The organism is Chitinibacter fontanus, from assembly GCF_013423785.1.
GTDB classification, from domain to species: Bacteria; Pseudomonadota; Gammaproteobacteria; order Burkholderiales; family Chitinibacteraceae; genus Chitinibacter; species Chitinibacter fontanus.
In genome coordinates this window covers 2168969-2189103 of record NZ_CP058952.1, presented here as the reverse complement: position 1 = coordinate 2189103, position 20135 = coordinate 2168969, and the positions used below count along the sequence as shown (strand labels likewise).

Below are 20135 nucleotides of genomic sequence, written 5' to 3'. Positions count from 1 at the left end.
ATTCCTCACATGAAACCCAAGGCTAACTTTTTTCGCTACAATTGCGGGTCAAGTTTCCGCCACTTAGAGAAAACATCATGCCTGTATATCGTTCTCGCACCACCACCCACGGTCGCAACATGGCCGGCGCCCGCGCTTTATGGCGCGCCACCGGCATGAAAGATGGTGATTTTGACAAACCCATCATTGCGATTTGTAATTCATTCACACAATTCGTACCTGGGCATGTGCATTTGCAAAATCTAGGGCAGTTGGTTGCGCGCGAAGTTGAAAAAGCAGGCGGCGTTGCCAAAGAATTCAATACCATTGCCGTTGACGATGGCATTGCCATGGGCCATGGCGGCATGCTTTATAGCCTACCGAGTCGCGACCTAATTGCTGATTCAGTTGAATACATGGTCAACGCTCATTGTGCCGATGCAATTGTCTGCATTTCAAATTGCGACAAAATTACGCCAGGAATGTTGATGGCCTCACTGCGCCTGAACATCCCGGTGATTTTTGTTTCGGGCGGCCCTATGGAAGCGGGCAAAGTCAATTGGCAAGGTGAAACTCGCAAACTTGATCTGGTTGATGCCATGGTTGAAGCCGCCAATCCGCATGTATCGGACGAAGAAGTGGCCGCCGTAGAGCGTAGCGCCTGCCCGACCTGTGGCTCGTGCTCCGGCATGTTTACTGCCAACTCAATGAACTGCCTCACCGAAGCGCTCGGCCTATCATTGCCAGGCAATGGCTCCCTCCTAGCCACGCACGGTGATCGCAAGCAGCTCTTCCTGCAGGCCGGGCGCACCATTGTTGAGCTTGCGAAACGCTATTACGAACAAGATGACGCCTCTGTTTTACCGCGAAACATCGCCACGTTCGAAGCATTTGAAAACGCAATCGCACTCGATATCGCCATGGGCGGCTCAACCAATACTGTGCTGCACCTGCTAGCCGCGGCCAACGAAGCCGGCGTGAACTTCACCATGAAGGATATCGACCGCATGAGCCGCAAAGTGCCATGCCTGTCAAAAGTGGCCCCTGCCACGCAAAAATATCACATGGAAGACGTACATCGCGCAGGTGGCGTTATCGGCATTCTGGCAGAACTTGATCGTGCCGGCCTCATTCACCGCAACGTACCAACCGTGCACGCCAAAACACTCGGTGAAGGCATCGATCAGTGGGACATTGTCAAGAACACACCCGATAGTCTTGCTCATTTACTGTACCGCGCCGCACCAGGCGGCGTTGCAACGACGATCGCATTCAGCCAAAGTATGCGCTGGCCAGAGCTTGACCTTGATCGGGAAAATGGCTGCATTCGCAGTAAAGAGCATGCTTATTCGCAAGACGGTGGCATTGCCGTGCTGTACGGCAATATCGCTGAACGCGGTTGTATCGTGAAAACCGCTGGCGTCGATGACTCCATCCTGAAATTCACTGGTCGTGTACGCATCTTTGAAAGCCAAGACGACGCGGTAGCCGGCATTCTGGACGACCAGATTGTCGCAGGCGACGTGGTATTGATTCGTTACGAAGGCCCTAAAGGTGGCCCAGGCATGCAAGAGATGCTCTACCCTACGTCTTACCTGAAATCAAAAGGCTTGGGCAAAGCCTGCGCACTCCTCACCGACGGTCGTTTCTCGGGAGGCACTTCCGGCCTATCTATTGGCCACGTGTCACCAGAAGCCGCCGAAGGTGGTGCGATTGGTTTGGCACACGAAGGCGACACGCTAGAAATCGACATTCCAAACCGAACTATCAATCTACTGGTCAGCGACGAAGAACTCGCTGCACGTCGCGTAGCAATGAACGCCAAAGGCAAAGCCGCGTGGAAGCCAGTTGATCGTCAACGCTTTGTGAGCGCAGCATTACGCGCCTATGCCGCCATGACCACATCAGCTGACACTGGTGCGGTACGCGATGTATCGCAGGTCGAGCCAAAAGACTAATCACATTCAGACTTTGCCACACAAAAAGCGACCCTTGGGTCGCTTTTTTGTTGATGTATTACCATAGAAACCAATTAATCAAATAACTAGGAGACAATACCCCGTCCACGTCTATATTCGACGCAAATTTACAGCAATAAAAAAACCCAGCCTAAGCTGGGTTCTGAGCATCAGAGTCTGTAGTAAATTACAGAGGCTGAATGTTTGAAGCTTGTTGGCCTTTAGGGCCGTTAGTCACTTCAAAGCTAACTTTCTGGCCTTCTTGCAGTGATTTGAAACCGCTAGAAGTGATTGCTGAGAAGTGGGCAAACAAGTCTTCGCCACCTTGATCAGGAGTAATGAAACCGAAGCCTTTTGCGTCGTTGAACCACTTAACTGTACCAGTTGCCATCTTTAATTTACCTTAAACTATAAAATTGAGCAGTCGCTCAAGAACTACATCATACACAAGTATCTTCCCGCAGCCCCGCAAAAATTCACTTTATTTTGGCTTTTATTCAAGGCAAAAACAAAAACCCTAATAAACAAAGGACTTTCAGCGATTAAATAACTGCCAGACGGTCATTATTTGTATGATTATTTTTCGAAAAAATATTTTTTACAGCAAAAAAGACTGAAATTCATCCATCCAGCGCGTCAATTTCAAGGCATGACAATGCCATTAATCAGCTAGCACTCAGCTTTGGCAGCCAGCGGTCGATATCATCCTCAAGCCCAATCGGAGATGCCGATCATGCCTGTACTTTCCACCCTACCCGCTCTATCCAGCCGCGACTGGTTTAACCCCAGCAGCACTAGCCCGAGCGAACGCATCAACAAAACACCTCAAAACACCAACAGCCAGCCGAGCAAAATCGAACAACGGGTCACGCAGCTAGGTAAAAACACGCTCGATCTTGCGCAAAATCTGCTCGGCAGCTTCGCCAGCCAGCTACTGGGAGATAGTGCCAAAGGGATGCAGGTGAGCTTTAGCGATGTTGAGTTGAGTGCTAGCAGCGAAGCTAACATGAGCCTATCGCAACGCAGCAGTGGCACCAGCAGCTCGCAGTCGGCAAGTTTTAACCTAAATGATCGCAGTAGTTTTGTCGGTAAAGGCACCATCACCACCGCCGACGGACAACGTTTTGAATTCGAACTTGAGGTCAGTTACGAGTCGCGACAATCCGCCACTTACACACAGCAAACCACCCAAACGAATTCAATACCACCCCAGCAGCGCGATAAGCCAAACACATCGCCGCAGACCGACGGCACAAAACTCAATTATCAGGGGATTGCGGCTGATTTATTGCAAAGCCTTAGTGCCGAGCCAATTCGCCTCCCCTTCAAAAACAATAGCGATGAGACAACACCCCGTGAAGGTGATCTGGCACTAAAATTACTTAATCTCGCAGGCGGAGACCGCTACTTAAACTGGTTTGGCGCAACGGAACCGACAGTTGATCAAACTGCCTAGCTTCCGCCCAATAAACAATAAGCCATCCCGAAGGATGGCTTATTGATCAGCTAGATCACCGCACGGCTATTTACTAATCGCCGCTGTCGCGATCAGATCGTCCAATAGCAGCAAAATTGCTTCGCCACTCATATCAAAAGGGTTGAACTCACTACGCGCAGAGTATTTCAGTAGTACGCCATTATTTACTTTGCTCATGTTAACCTGCCCCATCGTCCAATCCGCAAAGTGACGCTCGCTAATTTCTTCAAAGTGAATCAGCTCGACCTTTTCATGGCGAGGATCGCGCACAATCACATTGTAGAGCGACGAAACCGCGGAGCGGCTGCCTTCCAATACTTGTACAAACATACCCGCGCTATAGCACAGCACCCCAGTCACGCCGATAGCAGGGTTATTCTGGCGCGAACTACGCAGCAAAGCATCGAGCAACTCTGCATTTACCTCACCAGCAGCCCGACTGGCGTAAATCAAACGTACAAGCATGACAACCCTCTTAGCGTTTATTGTTAATGAGCGACAAAAACTCGAGGCGCAAATGCGTGTCTTTCAAAAAGATTCCGCGCATCACGCTATTAATCATTTTTGAGTCCGAATCCTTCACGCCACGCCAATGCATGCAGAAATGATCCGCCTCCATCACGATAGCTAGACCATCTGGATTTACTTTGCTTTGCAGCAAATCAGCCATTTGCGTAACGGCCTCTTCCTGAATCTGCGGGCGCGACATCACCCATTCAGCCAAGCGCGCATATTTTGACAGACCAATCAAATTGGAATGTTGATTTGGCAGAATACCAATCCACAATTTACCGATAATTGGGCAGAAATGATGCGAGCACGCGCTGCGCACCGTAATCGGCCCAACAATCATCAACTCATTGAGATGCTCAACATTTGGAAACTCGGTCACTGCAGGTTGTGCGACATAGCGGCCACGGAACACTTCATTGAGGTACATTTTGGCCACGCGGCGCGCCGTATCTTGAGTGTTGTGATCGTTATCGGTATCAATCACTAGGCTCTGCAATACACCGACCATTTTTTCCTGCACTTCATCGAGTAACTCGGCCATTTCGCCATCCTCGATAAAGTCTGCAATATTGTCATTAGCATGGAAACGGCGCTGCGCCTGATGCAGACGATAGCGAATGCGTTGCGATACAGGGCTTTTTACCGGAACAGTCGAATCAGATTCACTCACAATTAAATCCTTGGATGAACACAGCGCACTACAAGAAAGGTACGGCTGACGAGAAAAGATGATCAAGCTACTGATCAGTAGCGTACCATAAACGCCGCCGTTTGCTGAGGTTAATCGACTTTGCAGACACAAACGGCAATAAAAAAGCCCGCTCAAAGAGCGGGCTTCAAAATTCGTGGTGGCCAATCGCGGAATCGAACCACGGACACGCGGATTTTCAATCCGCTGCTCTACCAACTGAGCTAATTGGCCACTTTCTCACCGACGCAGGTCAGCGAGAAGCGGAATTAAACACCAGCTAGCCGGCCGCGTCAAACATTTCTGCCTACTTTCGGGCATCAATTGCTTAGTTATATGATTTTATTGAGTTAAAATTTAAGAACGTTTCCCTCCCGCCACAGTCCAATTCGTTCACTCAAGACAAAAGGGAAGCACACAGATGGATGCAATTTGGTGGTTCATCAGTATTGGGCTCATGCTACTTGGAGTAGCTGGAGTAATACTGCCACTCTTGCCTTCTACCCCACTGATCTTTGCCGGGATGTTAACTCTGGCGTGGCAGCAGGATTTTCAAACGGTCAGTGGCTACACCCTATTGGTGTTGGCTGCATTAGCCGTCTTAGCAAGCACACTGGATTACATCGCCGGTGCGTTTGGAGCCAAAATCGCCGGTGCTAGCAAACCTGCTATTTGGGGCGCAACGATAGGCGCTTTGGTTGGCATACTGGCTGGGCCATTTGGACTGATTTTGGGTCCCTTATTGGGCGCTGCAGCTGGGGAATATTACACCACGGGAGAAAGCTTGCGCGCAGGCAAAGTTGGCCTCGCTAGCTGGATAGGAATGCTAGTAGGAACGATAGCAAAGGTTGCGATTGTCTTTATGATGTTGGGTATATTCTGGCTGGCCTACTGGTTATAAACTAGACTGTATATGGCCACACAATAGTTGAAACAATGAATGTGGCTATATACCTCCTATCAAACTGCATCAATCCAGCGTCTAGACCAAAAAAACCATCCTAAACCACAACCGAGCACGCCCATCAGAGCTAGCACAGCAAAATAGCCCCAGCGCCAATGCAGCTCGGGCATGAATTCAAAATTCATCCCGTAGATTCCAGCGATCAGCGTTAATGGACTAAAAATAATCGTAAACACCGTTAACGTCCGCATCTGAGTATTCATGGTTTGTGACTGCAGCGCTAAGTAAATATCCTGCAAACCAGAGACCGCCTCGCGCAACGCTTCCACACTTTCAATCAATTGCACCGTATGGTCATATGCATCGCGCAAATACAACTGGGTTTCGTCTTTAAAGAAATCGGCATCGTCCCGCTGCAATACGTTAATTACCTCACGTAACGGCCATAAGCCCCGCTTAAGTGCCTGCAATGATCGACGTAAATGCTGCACCTCCTGCATCTGATCTGGGTTGAGCTGCTCGATAATTTCATCCTCGAGTTCATCAACACGCTCACCGATCTGCTCCAACACTGCAAAATACCGATCGACAATTTTATCTAGTAGCGCATAGACCAAATAATCAGTGCCAAACTTGCGTAGCTGGGACTCGCCATTGCGTAGGGACTCGCGAATGCCAGCAAACGTGCCAGTTGGTTTTTCCTGAAACGTTAGCAAAAAGTTTCGCCCCACCACCAAACTAATCTGCTCGGAATCAACCGAACCAAACTCATCCAGAAACATCAAGCGGGCAGTGATGAACAAGTATCCGGGATAAGTTTCAACTTTGGGTCTTTGCTGGGTGTTGAGAATATCTTCCAGCACCAGCGGATGCAGATGAAATCGCTTACCGATTAATTTAAGCTGCGCCAGGTCTTCAAGGCCGTGCAGATTCAGCCAATAATTGCTATAGGTCGGTTTAAAATCTCGCCCTTGCTCCAGAGCAGTGAATTTCGTTTCCAGAAAATCACCGTCATCTTGGCCAAACTCAATCAAGGTCGCCAGAGTTGGCAAAGGATCAGTAGCCCCAACGTACTGCAAGGAGCCAGGCGCTAGTCCCGCTTTGCTTGATTTTAGATGCGCTTTTATTCGGCGGCGATGGCCTGCACTTGTAGCGTCACGCCGATGTTTTGCCATGCAATCGTTTCCTCATTAAGCGCAAACGCAGTCAGCGGATGCGATGCCAACCAAGCCGCATCCAGCGTTAATGTATAGCCTTCTGTTTGGCGGATTAAATCTATCTCAGGCGGCGTTTCATCGAGCCGCGAGCGATAAAACAGTACCGCCAAGCGCAGCGCCAAAATGGCATCCCACTCGGCAGGCAGAATAGTTTCGGCAGCCAGCTTGGTTAAGCTACCGGCATGCGCGAGCACTAACCGAGCTAGCCAAATTTGCTCGCGGCGCGAAAAGCCGGGCATATCAGCGTGCTGCAAAATATAGGCGGAATGTTTGTGATAGCTAGCATGGGCAATCGAGCGCCCTACTTCATGTAAATTTGCCGCCATATTCAAATGGCGCGCCAACACCGCATCCTCCGGTACTGCTTCACCACGCAGGGTTTCAAACAGTTGCATCGCCAGAGCAGTAACGCGATTGGCTTGCAAACCATCGACATGATAACGGCGCTGGAAGAAATCAACTGTACGGTCACGCACATCATATTGCGTTTGGCGCTGCATCAAATCATATAAAACACCATCGCGCAGCGCGCCATAGGTGATATTCATACGCTCAATACCCAGCATATCAAAAGCAGCTTGCATGATGGCAAAGCCGCCGGCGACAACAGCACGTCGGTCATCGCGTAAGCCATTGAGCTGTAATTTATCAACATGCCCAGCGGCTAGCATTTTTTCGCGCAAGGCGGCCATGCCTGCCCGAGTGATACCCAGGGGGATAAGTCGTTCAACTCCAGTATATCCGCCAGCGAGCGGGCAGTACCCGAGGTGCCAATGGCTCGTTGCCATTCACTGGTGTGAAAATCCGGCACCAGTGGCAAGAACGCCCCACGCGCCGCCAACTCTGCAGTTTCCAGCCGTTCGCGGGTAATTACGCCATCGGGAAAATAGCGCATGCTCCAGCCGACACAACCGAGCTGCAAGCTTTCGGTACGGAAGGACCGGTACTGACTGCCAATGATTAATTCGGTTGAGCCACCACCAATATCCACCACCAAACGACGTTCACGTGTACTTGGTAAGCTGTGGGCGGCACCGATATAAATCAGCCGCGCTTCTTCGCGCCCGGCAATAATCTCAATTGGAAACCCTAAGGCTGCCTCGGCTAAGGGCAAGAATTGCGCTGAATTTCTTGCCACACGGAAAGTATTGGTTGCCACGGCCCGCACACACTGCGGCGGCAAGCCAGCCAAGCGCTCACCAAAACGCGCCAGCGCTGCAACCAATTCAGCGATCGCCGCCTCGCTCAAGCGCCCTTGCGCATCCAGTCCAGCCCCCAGTCGCACGGTTTCTTTCAGCGAATCGAGCGGGAACAACGAGCCTTCAACCACCCGCGCCACTTGCAGGCGAAAACTATTCGAACCTAGATCAACGGCGGCGATGATCGAGTTATCGCTCATTAAAAATACAGCTCCAAAATCCAAAACAGATTATTCAGTGTAGGTGCGTCAATTTACCGTAATCTGCCCAAAAAAAACACGAAAAAAATGGGGCACGTGAATTTGCCCCATTTTTTACTGCACCGTGATTTAGCTAGATTTAGCCTTTGGCAATCGCATCCACTTCAGCTTGTGATTTATGACGTACATCACGGCCTTTCACGAGGTATACCACGTGCTCGGCTACGTTAACGGCCAAATCGCCGATTCGTTCGGTTGCCTTAGCAATCCATAAGATGTCTAGCGTCAAAGAAATCGAACGCGGGTCTTCCATCATCACGGTAATCAATTGACGTTGCAGCGCACGATATTCCTGATCGAGTTGCTCATCTGCAGCAATTACTTCAGCTGCGGAAGCCGAGTCCAAACGCGCAAACGCATCTAGTGCACGGGTCAGCATATCCAGCGCCAAGGTCGCGATATGGTTAACCTCTTGGAATTTAGGCACTTGCATCTTGCCGCTATCAAAAATCGATTTGGCGCGCAGGCAAATTTTATGCGCTTTATCGCCGATACTTTCCAAGTCTTCGACCGATTTGATCACCGTCATCACTAGGCGTAAATCGGATGCCGCAGGCTGACGACGCGCGATCATATGCACGCACATATCGTCCAGTTCCAAATGCATGGCATTGACTTTCTGCTCTTGGGCAATCACTTGGTTAATGATGCTCATGTCGCCCGAAGCCAGTGCCTTCATCGATAAGCGCACTTGCTCTTCAACTAAGCCAGCCATCGCCATGACTTGGGTACGAATCGCGTTCAGATCCGCATCAAACTGCGTAGAAATGTGTTCCGAGAAATGTTCAGCCATGCGCAATAACTCCAATGTAATTAGTAGCGCACCTTAGCAGCTAAATATTACAAGCATGTTTCATCTTGCAAATTTATCCTAGGGTGCGCCATTTTCAGCATTGTAGAGGCTTCGCCTTTATTTGATGGTTTTTACGCCAGCCGCAGTGCCCAGTAACAACACATCGGCGCGGCGATGAGCAAAGATCCCATTAGTCACCACACCCACGATTTGATTGAGTTTGGTTTCCAGCTCACCAGCTTGAGTAATGCTCAAGCCATGCACGTCGATAATGATATTACCGTTGTCGGTAACAACGCCTTCGCGATACGCAGGATGACCACCTAATTTCACAATTTCACGCGCGACATAAGAGCGCGCCATTGGAATCACTTCAACTGGTAGCGGGAAAGCCCCCAGCACATCGACCAATTTAGATTCATCAGCAATACAAATAAATTGCTCAGCAACCGCTGCAACGATTTTCTCGCGAGTGAGCGCAGCGCCACCGCCTTTAATCATCTGCAGTTGGTGATTGATTTCGTCGGCACCATCCACATACACCGGCAACTCATCAATGGTATTGAGTTCATACACCGGGATACCGTGTGATTTTAGCCGTGCAACACTAGCCTCGGATGAGGAAACCGCGCCTTTAATGCGGCCTTTAATCTCTGCCAGGGCATCAATAAAGTAATTCGCCGTGGAGCCTGTGCCCACACCAACAATGCAATCATCAGGAATATAAGCAATGGCCGCGCGGCCAACCGCTTCTTTCAGTTCATTTTGAGTCATGGCAGCTCCTAGGTAAGCGCAAATTATATATCGCCACCACGCATTGCGTAGCTTCAGCGTATGCCTGTCATTGTGAAACGATCGTGTTTACCACAACTTGCCGCGCATCAAATCCACTCTGATTTCTTTGTCGACAAGAAATGAAGATACCCCTGCATGTATACCACTACTAACCAGTGTTGCCCTTCCCTAGCGCGTGATACTCATCCTTCCTAAAAGTGCACGCCCAAGACAAGCCTGAACTGTTGCTATTCCTCGGCCTAGGCGCTGGCTATACTAGGGCGCCCTTCTTATTGAGCAAGTACATGAATTCAGGCCTCGTTTCGGCTGTTTTGGCCTATTTAATCTGGGGCTTATTTCCGCTCTATTTCAAGACTATTCAATTTATGCCTGCAGGCGAAATTGTTTTGCACCGCATTGTGTGGGCGCTAACTTTCTTGCTGGCGATTCTGTTCTGGCGCAAACAGTGGGCGTGGTTGCGCCAACTAAATCGCAAACTGATTGCAGGCTTTACCTTAAGCGCGGTGTTGCTATCCATTAACTGGCTAGTCTATATCTGGGCTGCCAATTCAGGCCGCGTCGTGGATGCCAGCTTGGGTTATTTCATCAATCCGCTAATTAACGTACTGCTGGGCGTACTGATTCTGCAAGAACGTCTGCGTGTGCGTCAGTGGTTGTGTATTGCCGTGGCGGGAGCCGGCGTCGCGTGGCTAACGCTAGCCGCCGGACAATTACCGTGGGTGGCCTTAACGGTGGCGACTACATTTGGTATTTATGGCCTGCTGCGCAAAACTGCAAGTTTAGGCGCGCTAGAAGGTTTAACGCTGGAAACAGCTTTACTGTTCCCAATAGCAGTCGTCGGAATGATTATTCTTTGTCTTACCCATTCAGGGCACTTTAACCAAGCAACTGGCAGTATGCAGCTGAGCGTTATGCTAGCAGGGCCAATTACGGCCATACCCCTGCTGTTATTTGCAGGGGCAGCCCGAAAAATCAGTATGACGCAACTTGGTCTACTGCAATACCTAGCCCCGACCGTGCAATTGTTGTTGGCAATCTGGCTCTGGCACGAGCCCTTTGGGCACGACCGAATGATTGGCTTTGGCCTAATTTGGTTGGCCTTGCTGTTATTTAGTGCTGATAGTATTTGGCACCGCCAGCGCACGACACAGGCTTAGAGCTGCGCTAAATAAGCTTGAATCCCATCGAGCAGCATTTGCACCGCAATGGCAGTCAAGATTAAACCCATCAGGCGCTCAAAGGCTGTCGTTACATGCTCACCCAAAACCTGGCTGATCTTCTCCGAAAATGCCAAGGTTAAAGCACACACCAACATCGTCAAAGCCAAAGCGCCGACCCAGAGCCAGATCCGTTCTGGATCGCGCGATACCAAGAGCAATACGGTAGCCAACGCCGATGGGCCCGCCAGTAATGGGATCGCCAGCGGCACAATGTAGGGCTCACCTTGCTGCGCATCGCCAAATACGCCATCCGGATGAGGAAACACCATGCGCAAGGCGATCAAAAATAGAATCACCCCGCCCGCAATGCCCAACGAGGTTTGCGACAGATGCATCACTTCAAGAAACTGCCGCCCGAACACCATAAACAACAGCAGCACAGCAAATGCTACGCTGACTTCACGAATGATCATGCGCCAGCGCCGCTCTTTGGGCACCTGCTTCATCAGTGAAACAAACAAGGGAATGCCGCCCAGTGGATCGGTCACGAGCAGCAAAAGAATAAAAGCAGAGAGAAAAGTTGGGCTATCCATACGCGCAGTGTAGCGCGTCCATGCGAGAGCAATAAATACGGGAATACGCCCAGTGCAACAATCTAACTAGCAAACTGGGCTTGTAATACCCGGATTCGACTGCGAGCCATCAATTGCTGAATGCGGCTCATATGCGCAGCGGGCACCTGTAAACTCTCGGGCTGCTCATTATCAAGCACCAGATTGTAGTGCGGCAGGGTTTTGGCGATTTGCCCTTGCAGCTCATACCAGCTGATTAGCGCTCGGCTTGCGCGTTGTATTAATAGCCGCATACTACCGGCGCTGGCGAGCTGATGTGCTTTTTCGAGCACTTCCCCGGTATTACTTTCCTGCAGTTGCAGCAGGGTTTCACCCAATGCAGTGAGGGCATGTGCTTTGCCCCATAAGTTATCATTCTGATCACTTAGCAGATATGCAGTTTCCAGCTCAAGCTTAGCCTGTGCATAATGCCCTTGCGCAGCATGTACTAAACCACGGTAATAGACGACCTCAGCGGACCAAATTTTATTACTAATCGTGGTTTCTAATAATTTTTCCGCTTCGGCCACACACTGCAAGGTATAGTTGTAGCGCCCCAAGCGATATGCATCACTGGCCACATTCAATAGCGCCTCACCTTTACGTTCATCATGATTTAAACGCCGCGCCATTTCCAATGCCAGTTCATTAAATGACAGCGCAGCCTGATAATCGCCAAAACCAATATAAACTTGCCCCACCCCTAAGTAGACCCGGGTGCACAAATCACGATCATTAATTTTGCGAGCTATGATCAAGGCCGATGACCAGCAATCTAAAGCTTTTAGTGGCTCGCCACTCAGCAAATGCGACATACCAAGCAGGATACGAGCCTCGGTTTCATCATGTGGGCATCCAGCCTGTTTAAAGCCTTCGATCGCCGAAGAGAATGCCATCTGAGCTTTGTGGTGTTCGCTAATGTGCTGCCAAGCGTGACCTAAGATGACACACGCCAATGCAGTTAGATGCACATCCCCTTTGGCGGTTTTTAGTAATTCCAGAGCGACCATGGGCGATGGCGGAGAGCCACAGCAGGCTTGCTTGGCAATTGTTTCAAATTCAAGCTTTAATTGCTCCTTTTCGGTCATTACGCCTCCCCATCCCAGCAAATTTGTTTAGTTTCTTGACGCTGAGCCAGAAAGAGCGCCAAATTTGCGCGTAATTGAAAAACGTCCCTCGCCTCGTTGGCGATGAAATAGGCGCCACCAGCACTCACGCTCAAGGGCTCTGGCAAATAAGCTTGCTCAATTTTGGCGATTTTGTCCTGCACTGCAGCAACGATGCCCTCAACGCTAGCGCGTTCATGTTTGAGCAAAATCAGCTCGAAAGACCCCGTACCCGAGGTCACTAAGATGGCATCATCTGGGCACTGCGCTTGCAGAATCTGGCCAATCTGAATGTACATCAGCAGCGCGGCATCTTTACCAAGCACTTCGCTAATGCTGGCAAACAAATTGATCCCGATGCTAAGTAAACACAGCGCGGTTCCTTGCTGGGCCTGTTGGTGCAAATCGTCCCAGCGCATTGCCAGATAGCGCGAGTTATATAGCCCCGTAATTTCATCCCGAAAACCGGCAGTTTCCAGCTGTTTCACATGCTGATGCTGGGCAGCATTTTTTTCGCGCAACATTTCAATTTCAATATCGCTCGTAATTTGCTGCAGCTTATATTCCACCATCGCTAAACGGCGTGGTTTGGATTTTTTAGTGTGTTTTGGGGTTGGCAGTTGCAATGCCTGCTTAAAATAACGTGCGGCGTCCTCGTCCCGACCCAGCATCTGGCAGGCATGACCCAATTGAATACACATCGGGCGCGACTGATCTTTTAATAACGGCAAGTGACGGTTAGCTACATCAATAGCTACTTTTAGCCGCTCAGCCCTGACCTTTGGCAAACGCGCATACACTTTAAGCAAATCCAAGCTACATTGCGCCACGGCCAATGCATCATCTTGATACAGCTGAATCGCTGACTCCAGCGCATTTGCCGACGCTTCATCCTGCCCTAGGGCACTATAAATTTGGCTCAGTAACTCTTGCAAAATAGGGCAGCACAATAAATCGGCAAACTGACAGGCTCGCTGCAAAGCCTGTTGAGCCAAAGCGGCTTGATCCAAGGCAAGCAAATCAAGACAAAGCTGCATTTCTAACCAGCTACGCAAATAGGCATCAGACCCCATTAACCCATACGCATGTTGATGCAGGCTTAAGGCGCGCTCGGCCTGCCCGGCAGCGCGAAAATAGCCACCCAGCACCACCCAATATGGCAACTCTTCGGGAATGTTAGTGCTTTGACTTAAACCATCAAGCCACGTTTTCAAGGCATTACTCACCAAGCCTTGTCGTAGCAATTGCTGCCCTTGTTTGATTTGTTGCTGCTGATTCACGTTCGCACCCTTGTGCATAAAAAAAGCCCCGCAAGCGGGGCTTTTTTTACTTTTACTGGATTACCACTCGCCCAAGTAAGCAAGTATACCCTCAGCAGCGTTACGACCTTCATAAACTGCACGCACAACGAGATCTGCGCCACGAACTTGGTCGCCACCGGCGAAAATTTTCGGGTTAGAAGTCTGGTGTTTGAACGTTTGCTTCTCAGCTGCAATCGTGCGACCCCAGTCGTCAGTTTTTACGCCTTGCGCGTCAAACCATGATTCTGGCTCTACCGAGAAACCAAAGGCCACGATTACGTGATCGCACTCGATCACACGCTCAGAACCGGCTACCAATTCTGGACGGCGACGACCTTTCTCATCCGGTGCGCCCAATTGAGTAGAAACCAGCGTCAGCGCCAGGCTGCCATCAGTATTCTTTTCAATTTTAACTGGCTGGCTGTTCCACGCGAATTCGACGCCTTCTTCTTTGGCATTGGCTACTTCACGTTTTGAGCCCGGCATGTTTTCTTCGTCACGGCGGTAAGCACAGATTACGCTGGCTGCGCCTTGGCGAATTGAAGTGCGGTTGCAATCCATCGCAGTATCGCCACCACCGAGTACCACCACGCGCTTGCCTTGCATTGAAACGAAAGCTTCACCTTCCAATGTCCCCATGCTGTTACGCACGTTGTTCACCAAGAATGGCAAGGCTTCGAGCACGCCTGGCAGCTCTTCGCCAGCAATACCGCCTTTCATATACTTGTACGCGCCCATGCCCATGAATACGGCATCGTAATCAGCCAGCAGGGTTTCGATGGTAACGTCTTTACCGATTTCAGTTTTCAGACGGAATTCAACACCCATTTCTTCCATGATCTTACGACGGGTCGCGATCACTTCTTTTTCGAGTTTGAATTCTGGAATACCAAAAGTCAGCAAGCCGCCGATTTCTTCGTAGCGATCAAACACCACGGGCGTAACACCGTTGCGTACCAAGATATCCGCGCAACCCAAACCAGCTGGGCCAGCGCCGATCACGGCTACTTTTTTCCCCGTCGGAATCACGCCAGACATATCTGGACGCCAGCCCGCTTTGAAGGCTTCATCGGTAATGTATTTTTCAACCGAACCAATCGATACGGCACCCGCATCCACTTGGTTCAGCGTACACGCGCCTTCACACAGACGATCTTGCGGGCAAACACGGCCGCAAATTTCTGGCAATGAGTTGGTTTTGTGGCTCAGCTCAGCCGCTTCAAACAATTTGCCTTCGTCAACCAGCTTGAGCCAGTGTGGAATGTGGTTGTGCACCGGGCACTCCCACGAGCAATAGGGGTTACCACAGGACAGGCAACGACCAGCTTGCTCGCCAGACGTTACTTTATCCAATGGGCTGTAGATTTCTTTAAATACAAATTTGCGCTTTTCAACGGCAACTTTTTCGCCCGGATTGCGCGGTACATTCAGAAACTGAAACACGTCTGACATGGGTATAAACCTCAATGCGAATCAGATAGTGGCTTACGGGCATATACCCTGCACATCCAAATCAATACTTATTCTGTTGTGGGCAGCTATGCTACCCACAACCTCATACACTTAGTCTTTCAACAAGGCATCGAGCTTGGCGACTTTTGGTTTCACCAACCAGAAGTAATCCACTGCTTCGTCAAAGTTCGCCAGCAGCTCAGCCGCTTTGCTAGAACCAGTCAAATCAGCGTGCGCTTTGATCTTGTCTTTCAAGAATGCACGGATCGCGCCGTAGGCTTCGCCATTGATCAGATTGGTGTCAATCAGCTCATTGTTGTAGCGATACGCGAATTTTTGCGTTGGATCGTAAACCAGCGCAAAACCACCGGTCATACCAGCGCCGAAGTTGTAACCGGTTTCACCCAGTACCACCACGCAGCCGCCAGTCATGTATTCACAACCGTGATCGCCCACGCCTTCAACAATCGCTGTCGCACCTGAGTTACGCACCGCGAAACGCTCACCAGCCATACCTGCAGCGTACAGCTCACCGCCAGTCGCACCGTACAGACATGTGTTGCCCACAATCGTTGCTTCGTGTGAAGCAAACTCACTACCTTTTGGTGGGTAGATTACGACTTTACCGCCGTTCATCCCTTTACCCACGTAGTCATTCGCGTCACCGGCCAGCTCGATCGTCAGACCTTTGGCATTCCACACGCCCAAAGATTGACCTGCAGAGCCGTTCAATTTGATGTGCAATGAACCATCTGGCAGACCCGCAGCACCGTGTGCTTTGGCGATCTCACCTGACAGACGTGCACCGATCGAGCGGTGGATATTGCGTACATCGTATTCAAAGCTTTGTTTTGTACCTGCTTGAATACCTGCCAATGCATCGCGAACCATTTCTTCGGCCAACTCGCCTTTATCGAACGATGGGTTGCTCGCTTCAACACAGAAGCGTGGTACTGAATCTGGCGTCGTACCTTGGCTGAGCAAGGCGCTCATCGCGAGTTTTTTCTGCTTCTCAGTCGCACCTTCGATCAGACCCAAGAGTTCAGTGCGACCTACCAAGTCTTCAAACTTGCGAATACCCAAGCTTGCCATCAATTCACGCGTTTCTTGCGCGATGAAGGTAAAGTAGTTCACGACCATTTCTGGCAAGCCAATGAAGTACTTGCTACGCAGTTTGATCTCTTGCGTTGCCACACCGGTTGCGCAGTTGTTCAAGTGGCAAATCCGCAGGAATTTACAACCCAAAGCGACCATCGGGCCAGTACCGAAGCCGAAGCTCTCAGCACCCATGATCGCGGCTTTCACCACGTCCATACCGGTTTTCAGACCACCGTCGGCTTGCACGCGAACACGGCCACGCAGACCATTCGCACGCAAGACTTGCTGCGCTTCCGTCAGACCCAATTCGAACGGCGAACCTGCGTATTTCACAGACGCCAATGGTGAAGCAGCAGTACCACCGTCATAACCAGAAATCGTGATCAAGTCAGCGTAGGCTTTCGCTACACCGGCCGCAATCGTACCGACGCCAGGTTCGGCAACCAACTTGACCGAAACCAGGGCAGCAGGGTTGACCTGTTTCAAGTCAAAAATCAGCTGCGCCAAGTCTTCGATCGAGTAAATATCGTGGTGCGGTGGTGGAGAAATCAGGCTGATACCTGGTTTGCTGTGACGCAGTTTCGCGATCAATGGCGATACTTTATCGCCTGGCAGCTGACCACCTTCACCCGGTTTCGCGCCTTGGGCTACTTTAATCTGCAGCACTTCAGCGTTCACCAAGTAGTGCGGCGTTACGCCGAAACGACCTGAAGCCACCTGCTTGATTTTTGACATTTTCGGAGTGCCGTAGCGAGCTTCATCCTCACCACCTTCACCCGAGTTCGAGCGTGCGCCCAAACGGTGCATACCTTCAGCCAAGGCTTCGTGCGCTTCTGGGCTCAATGCGCCGAGCGACATACCGGCAGAGTCAAAACGCTTCACGATGCTTTCGAGCGGCTCAACTTCGTCAATCGAAATTGATTTCGCTGGATCGATTTGCAGCGCCATCAAGTCGCGCAACATCGCCACAGGGCGTTTGTTTACCAGATCAGCGTATTGTTTGTACGCTTTGTAATCGCCGTTTTGGACTGCCTTTTGTAGCGCCATCACCACGTCTGGGTTGTAGGCGTGGTATTCCTCGCCGAACACATATTTCAGCAAACCACCTTGCGCCAATGGGCGCATTGGGTTGAATGCCAGCTTGTTCAACTTAGCTTGATCTTCTTGGAAATCGACGAAGTTCGCACCAGAAATGCGCGAAACGGTGCCCGTTAAGCACAGATCAATCACTTCTTCGCCAATACCAACGCCTTCGAACAACTGTGAGCCGCGGTATGAAGCAACGGTCGAAATACCCATCTTCGACAAGATCTTCATCAGACCTTTGTTGATGCCTTTGCGGAAGTTATTCGCCGCTTTTTCCAACGTTGACTCGATTTGACCCATATCGATCAATTCTTTGATCGTTTGGTAAGCGAGGTACGGTACAACCGCAGTCGCGCCGTAGCCGATCAAGCACGCAAAGTGGTGTGGATCGCGGGTGGTTGCGGTTTCAACGATGATATTGGTTTTGCAACGCAAGCCTGCGTTGATCAAACCGTGGTGAACTGCGCCAACCGCAAACAATGCTGGAATCGGCAAGCGGCCTTTAGCAATATTTTTGTCTGACAGTACGACAATCACGGTACCGTCGTTTTTCACACTCGCCAACACGTCGGCAGTCAGTTTTTCAATCGCCGCTTTCAAAGAAGTCGTCGCAGCATCAAAACAGATTTCGAAACGCGCTGATTTGAAGTCTGGATCAGACTGGCCAACGATCGCGTCGAATTTATCGGTCGACAATACTGGCGAAGTCACTTCCAAACGTTTAGCGTGGCTTGGGCCGTCTTCAAACAGATTACGTTCTGGACCGAAGCAGGTGTTCAGCGACATGACAATCGCTTCACGGATCGGGTCGATCGGCGGGTTGGTTACCTGTGCAAACTGCTGACGCAGGTAGTCAAATGGCGAACGCACTTTCTCGCTCAATACGGCCATTGGGGTGTCATCACCCATCGAGCCAATTGCTTCCTGACCGTCAGCGGCCAAGACACGCAAGATTTGGTCGCGCTCTTCAAACGTCAACTGGAATTGTTTTTGGTAGGTCAATAGAGTTGCCTTATCCATTTCTTCCAGTGGTTTGTTGTCTTCGGCCATTTCCAAGTGCGTCGCATGCTCTTTGAGCCATGCGCGGTAAGGCTGCGCCGATTTCAGGTTGTTATCGATGGTTTCAGTATCGATAAACTCGCCAGTTTTCAGGTTAACAGCAACGATTTGACCTGGTTTTACGCGGCCTTTTTTCGCTACGTCTTCTGGTTTGTAACCCCAAACGCCGATTTCCGATGCAATCGTGATGTGGCGATCTTTGGTAATTACATAACGCGCTGGACGCAGGCCGTTACGGTCGAGCGCACAACCGGCGTAGTCGCCAGCCGCCCAAACGATACCGGCGGGGCCATCCCATGGCTCCATGTGCAGTGAGTTGTATTCGTAGAATGCGCGCAAGTCGCGATCATTGCTATCCACGTTTTGCCAAGCTGGTGGTACCAACAGGCGGAAAGCGCGGAAGACATCAACGCCGCCAAGCACGAGACTTTCGAGCATATTGTCCAGACTCATCGAGTCTGAACCATTAGTTTGTACGATAGGGCGGATCGCATCCATGTCGAGCTTATCGCTATCCATGATTGCTTCACGCGCTTTAGCCCACGCGCGGTTACCCGTCAGCGTATTGATCTCGCCATTGTGGGCGAGGAAACGGAATGGCTGCGCCAGTTTCCATTGCGGCCAAGTATTGGTCGAGAAACGTTGGTGGTAAACCGCCAAACTTGAAGCGAAACGCTCGTCTTTCAAGTCGAGGTAGAACACGGGCAGGTTTTCAGGCGTTACCAAGCCTTTGTATGACATCACGTACGGGTTCAACGTCGGGATGTAGAAATCTTTGTCGCTAGCGTTGGCTTTTTCAGCCAAGCGACGCGCTTGATAGAGTTTGCGGGCAAATTCCAGCTCAGCCAAACCTGCTGGTGCATTAACGAAAATTTGCTTAATTGATGGCAGTGAGGCCATCGCAGCTTCGCCGAGCGCATCCAGATTCACAGGAACGTCACGCACGCCTGCCACAATCAGGCCTTGGCCTTCTACGGCAGCGACCAAGTTGGCGATTGATTTTGCACAGGTATCTTTATTCAAGCCAGCAAATACGAGGCCTGCAGTAAATTGCTCAGCCAGGGTATAGCCATTATCTGCGGCTACGGCTTGCAAGAAACCAGTCGGCTTGCGGAACAAAAGACCACAGCCATCACCTGACTTGCCATCGGCAGCAACCGCACCGCGGTGTGTCAAACAGGCCAGAGAATTAATCGCAGTCGATACCAGCCAATGCGACGGTTTATCATCCATCTGCGCGATCAAACCGAAGCCGCAGCTATCTTGCTCGAACTGCGGGCGGTACAACGTGCCTTCTAACCAGCTTTGTCTATCCATCACAACGGAACCCTTAAAAGCCAAAAAACAAACCCACTAGGGATTGACCCTAGTCAAGCGAAAGGGCTTGATTCTAGCTTTTAAGGGTGCTAAACGCAACCCAAGAGAGTTGTAACTGGACAATCGGGAAAATCCCTGAAGCTACAAAATTACCCAGCCAAC

The 20135-nt window shown here is 50.6% G+C and carries 17 protein-coding genes and 1 tRNA gene; 4 read left to right on the top strand and 14 right to left on the bottom strand.

Features of this window, described 5'->3' with window-relative positions; all coding sequences use genetic code 11:
• The first annotated feature begins 77 nt into the window (after positions 1-77).
• Positions 78-1937, top strand: a complete 1860-nt coding sequence (gene ilvD / locus HZU75_RS10305) for a dihydroxy-acid dehydratase (protein ID WP_180306006.1) — start codon at positions 78-80, stop codon at positions 1935-1937.
• Positions 1938-2124: 187 nt separating this feature from the next.
• On the opposite strand, the gene HZU75_RS10300 is transcribed toward ilvD, so the two are convergent.
• On the bottom strand, positions 2125-2328 hold the full coding sequence (locus HZU75_RS10300) for a cold-shock protein (RefSeq protein WP_179355228.1): 204 nt from the start codon (positions 2326-2328) through the stop codon (positions 2125-2127).
• Positions 2329-2670: 342 nt separating this feature from the next.
• Here HZU75_RS10300 and HZU75_RS10295 point away from each other — a divergent pair, with 342 nt between their 5' ends.
• The gene (locus HZU75_RS10295; protein WP_180306005.1) at positions 2671-3393 is read left to right on the top strand and encodes a hypothetical protein; all 723 of its coding nucleotides are present in this window, start codon (positions 2671-2673) and stop codon (positions 3391-3393) included.
• A gap of 66 nt (positions 3394-3459) precedes the next feature.
• On the opposite strand, the gene HZU75_RS10290 is transcribed toward HZU75_RS10295, so the two are convergent.
• The 3 genes from HZU75_RS10290 to HZU75_RS10280 form a co-directional block, all read right to left on the bottom strand.
• On the bottom strand, positions 3460-3879 hold the full coding sequence (locus tag HZU75_RS10290; RefSeq protein ID WP_180306004.1) for a BLUF domain-containing protein: 420 nt from the start codon (positions 3877-3879) through the stop codon (positions 3460-3462).
• Positions 3880-3889: 10 nt separating this feature from the next.
• On the bottom strand, positions 3890-4597 hold the full coding sequence (gene folE, locus HZU75_RS10285; protein ID WP_180306003.1) for a GTP cyclohydrolase I: 708 nt from the start codon (positions 4595-4597) through the stop codon (positions 3890-3892).
• Between the two features lie 176 nt (positions 4598-4773).
• Positions 4774-4849, bottom strand: a tRNA-Phe gene (locus HZU75_RS10280).
• A 187-nt stretch (positions 4850-5036) separates the two neighbouring features.
• Here HZU75_RS10280 and HZU75_RS10275 point away from each other — a divergent pair.
• Positions 5037-5516 carry a DUF456 domain-containing protein gene (locus HZU75_RS10275; protein ID WP_180306002.1) on the top strand — a complete coding sequence of 160 codons (480 nt, stop codon included), beginning with the start codon at positions 5037-5039 and terminating at the stop codon, positions 5514-5516.
• 59 nt (positions 5517-5575) lie between these two features.
• Here HZU75_RS10275 and corA read toward each other — a convergent pair whose 3' ends face one another.
• The 5 genes from corA to rpiA form a co-directional block, all read right to left on the bottom strand.
• Positions 5576-6694 carry a magnesium/cobalt transporter CorA gene (corA, locus tag HZU75_RS10270; protein ID WP_180306001.1) on the bottom strand — a complete coding sequence of 373 codons (1119 nt, stop codon included), beginning with the start codon at positions 6692-6694 and terminating at the stop codon, positions 5576-5578.
• Positions 6643-7428, bottom strand: a complete 786-nt coding sequence (locus HZU75_RS17660; protein WP_308419410.1) for a Ppx/GppA phosphatase family protein — start codon at positions 7426-7428, stop codon at positions 6643-6645. The genes corA and HZU75_RS17660 overlap by 52 nt, the downstream gene beginning before the upstream one ends.
• Positions 7401-8135, bottom strand: a complete 735-nt coding sequence (locus HZU75_RS17655) for a Ppx/GppA phosphatase family protein (RefSeq protein ID WP_308419409.1) — start codon at positions 8133-8135, stop codon at positions 7401-7403. Before HZU75_RS17655 ends, HZU75_RS17660 begins: the two co-directional genes overlap by 28 nt.
• Before the next feature lie 139 nt (positions 8136-8274).
• Positions 8275-8988, bottom strand: coding sequence for a phosphate signaling complex protein PhoU (gene phoU / locus HZU75_RS10260; protein ID WP_180306000.1), 714 nt, complete (start codon positions 8986-8988; stop codon positions 8275-8277).
• A gap of 117 nt (positions 8989-9105) precedes the next feature.
• Positions 9106-9762, bottom strand: coding sequence for a ribose-5-phosphate isomerase RpiA (gene rpiA, locus HZU75_RS10255; RefSeq protein WP_180305999.1), 657 nt, complete (start codon positions 9760-9762; stop codon positions 9106-9108).
• Between the two features lie 305 nt (positions 9763-10067).
• On the opposite strand from rpiA, the gene rarD reads away from it, so the two are divergent.
• Positions 10068-10940: an EamA family transporter RarD gene (rarD, locus tag HZU75_RS10250; RefSeq protein WP_180305998.1), complete on the top strand. Its 873-nt coding sequence runs from the start codon at positions 10068-10070 to the stop codon at positions 10938-10940.
• Here the strand turns inward: rarD and HZU75_RS10245 are convergent.
• From HZU75_RS10245 to gltB, 5 genes are all read right to left on the bottom strand, one after another.
• Entirely contained in the window at positions 10937-11536 is a 600-nt protein-coding gene (locus tag HZU75_RS10245) for a MarC family protein (RefSeq protein ID WP_180305997.1), read from the bottom strand. The genes rarD and HZU75_RS10245 overlap by 4 nt on opposite strands.
• A gap of 62 nt (positions 11537-11598) precedes the next feature.
• Entirely contained in the window at positions 11599-12642 is a 1044-nt protein-coding gene (locus tag HZU75_RS10240) for a tetratricopeptide repeat protein (protein WP_180305996.1), read from the bottom strand.
• Positions 12642-13940, bottom strand: coding sequence for a tetratricopeptide repeat-containing diguanylate cyclase (locus tag HZU75_RS10235; RefSeq protein WP_180305995.1), 1299 nt, complete (start codon positions 13938-13940; stop codon positions 12642-12644). Before HZU75_RS10235 ends, HZU75_RS10240 begins: the two co-directional genes overlap by 1 nt.
• A 60-nt stretch (positions 13941-14000) precedes the next feature.
• A complete protein-coding gene (locus HZU75_RS10230) occupies positions 14001-15413 on the bottom strand; it encodes a glutamate synthase small subunit GltD family protein (RefSeq protein ID WP_180305994.1) in 1413 nt (470 codons plus the stop codon).
• A gap of 111 nt (positions 15414-15524) precedes the next feature.
• On the bottom strand, positions 15525-19973 hold the full coding sequence (gene gltB / locus HZU75_RS10225) for a glutamate synthase large subunit (protein ID WP_180305993.1): 4449 nt from the start codon (positions 19971-19973) through the stop codon (positions 15525-15527).
• Between the last annotated feature and the right edge of the window lie 162 nt (positions 19974-20135).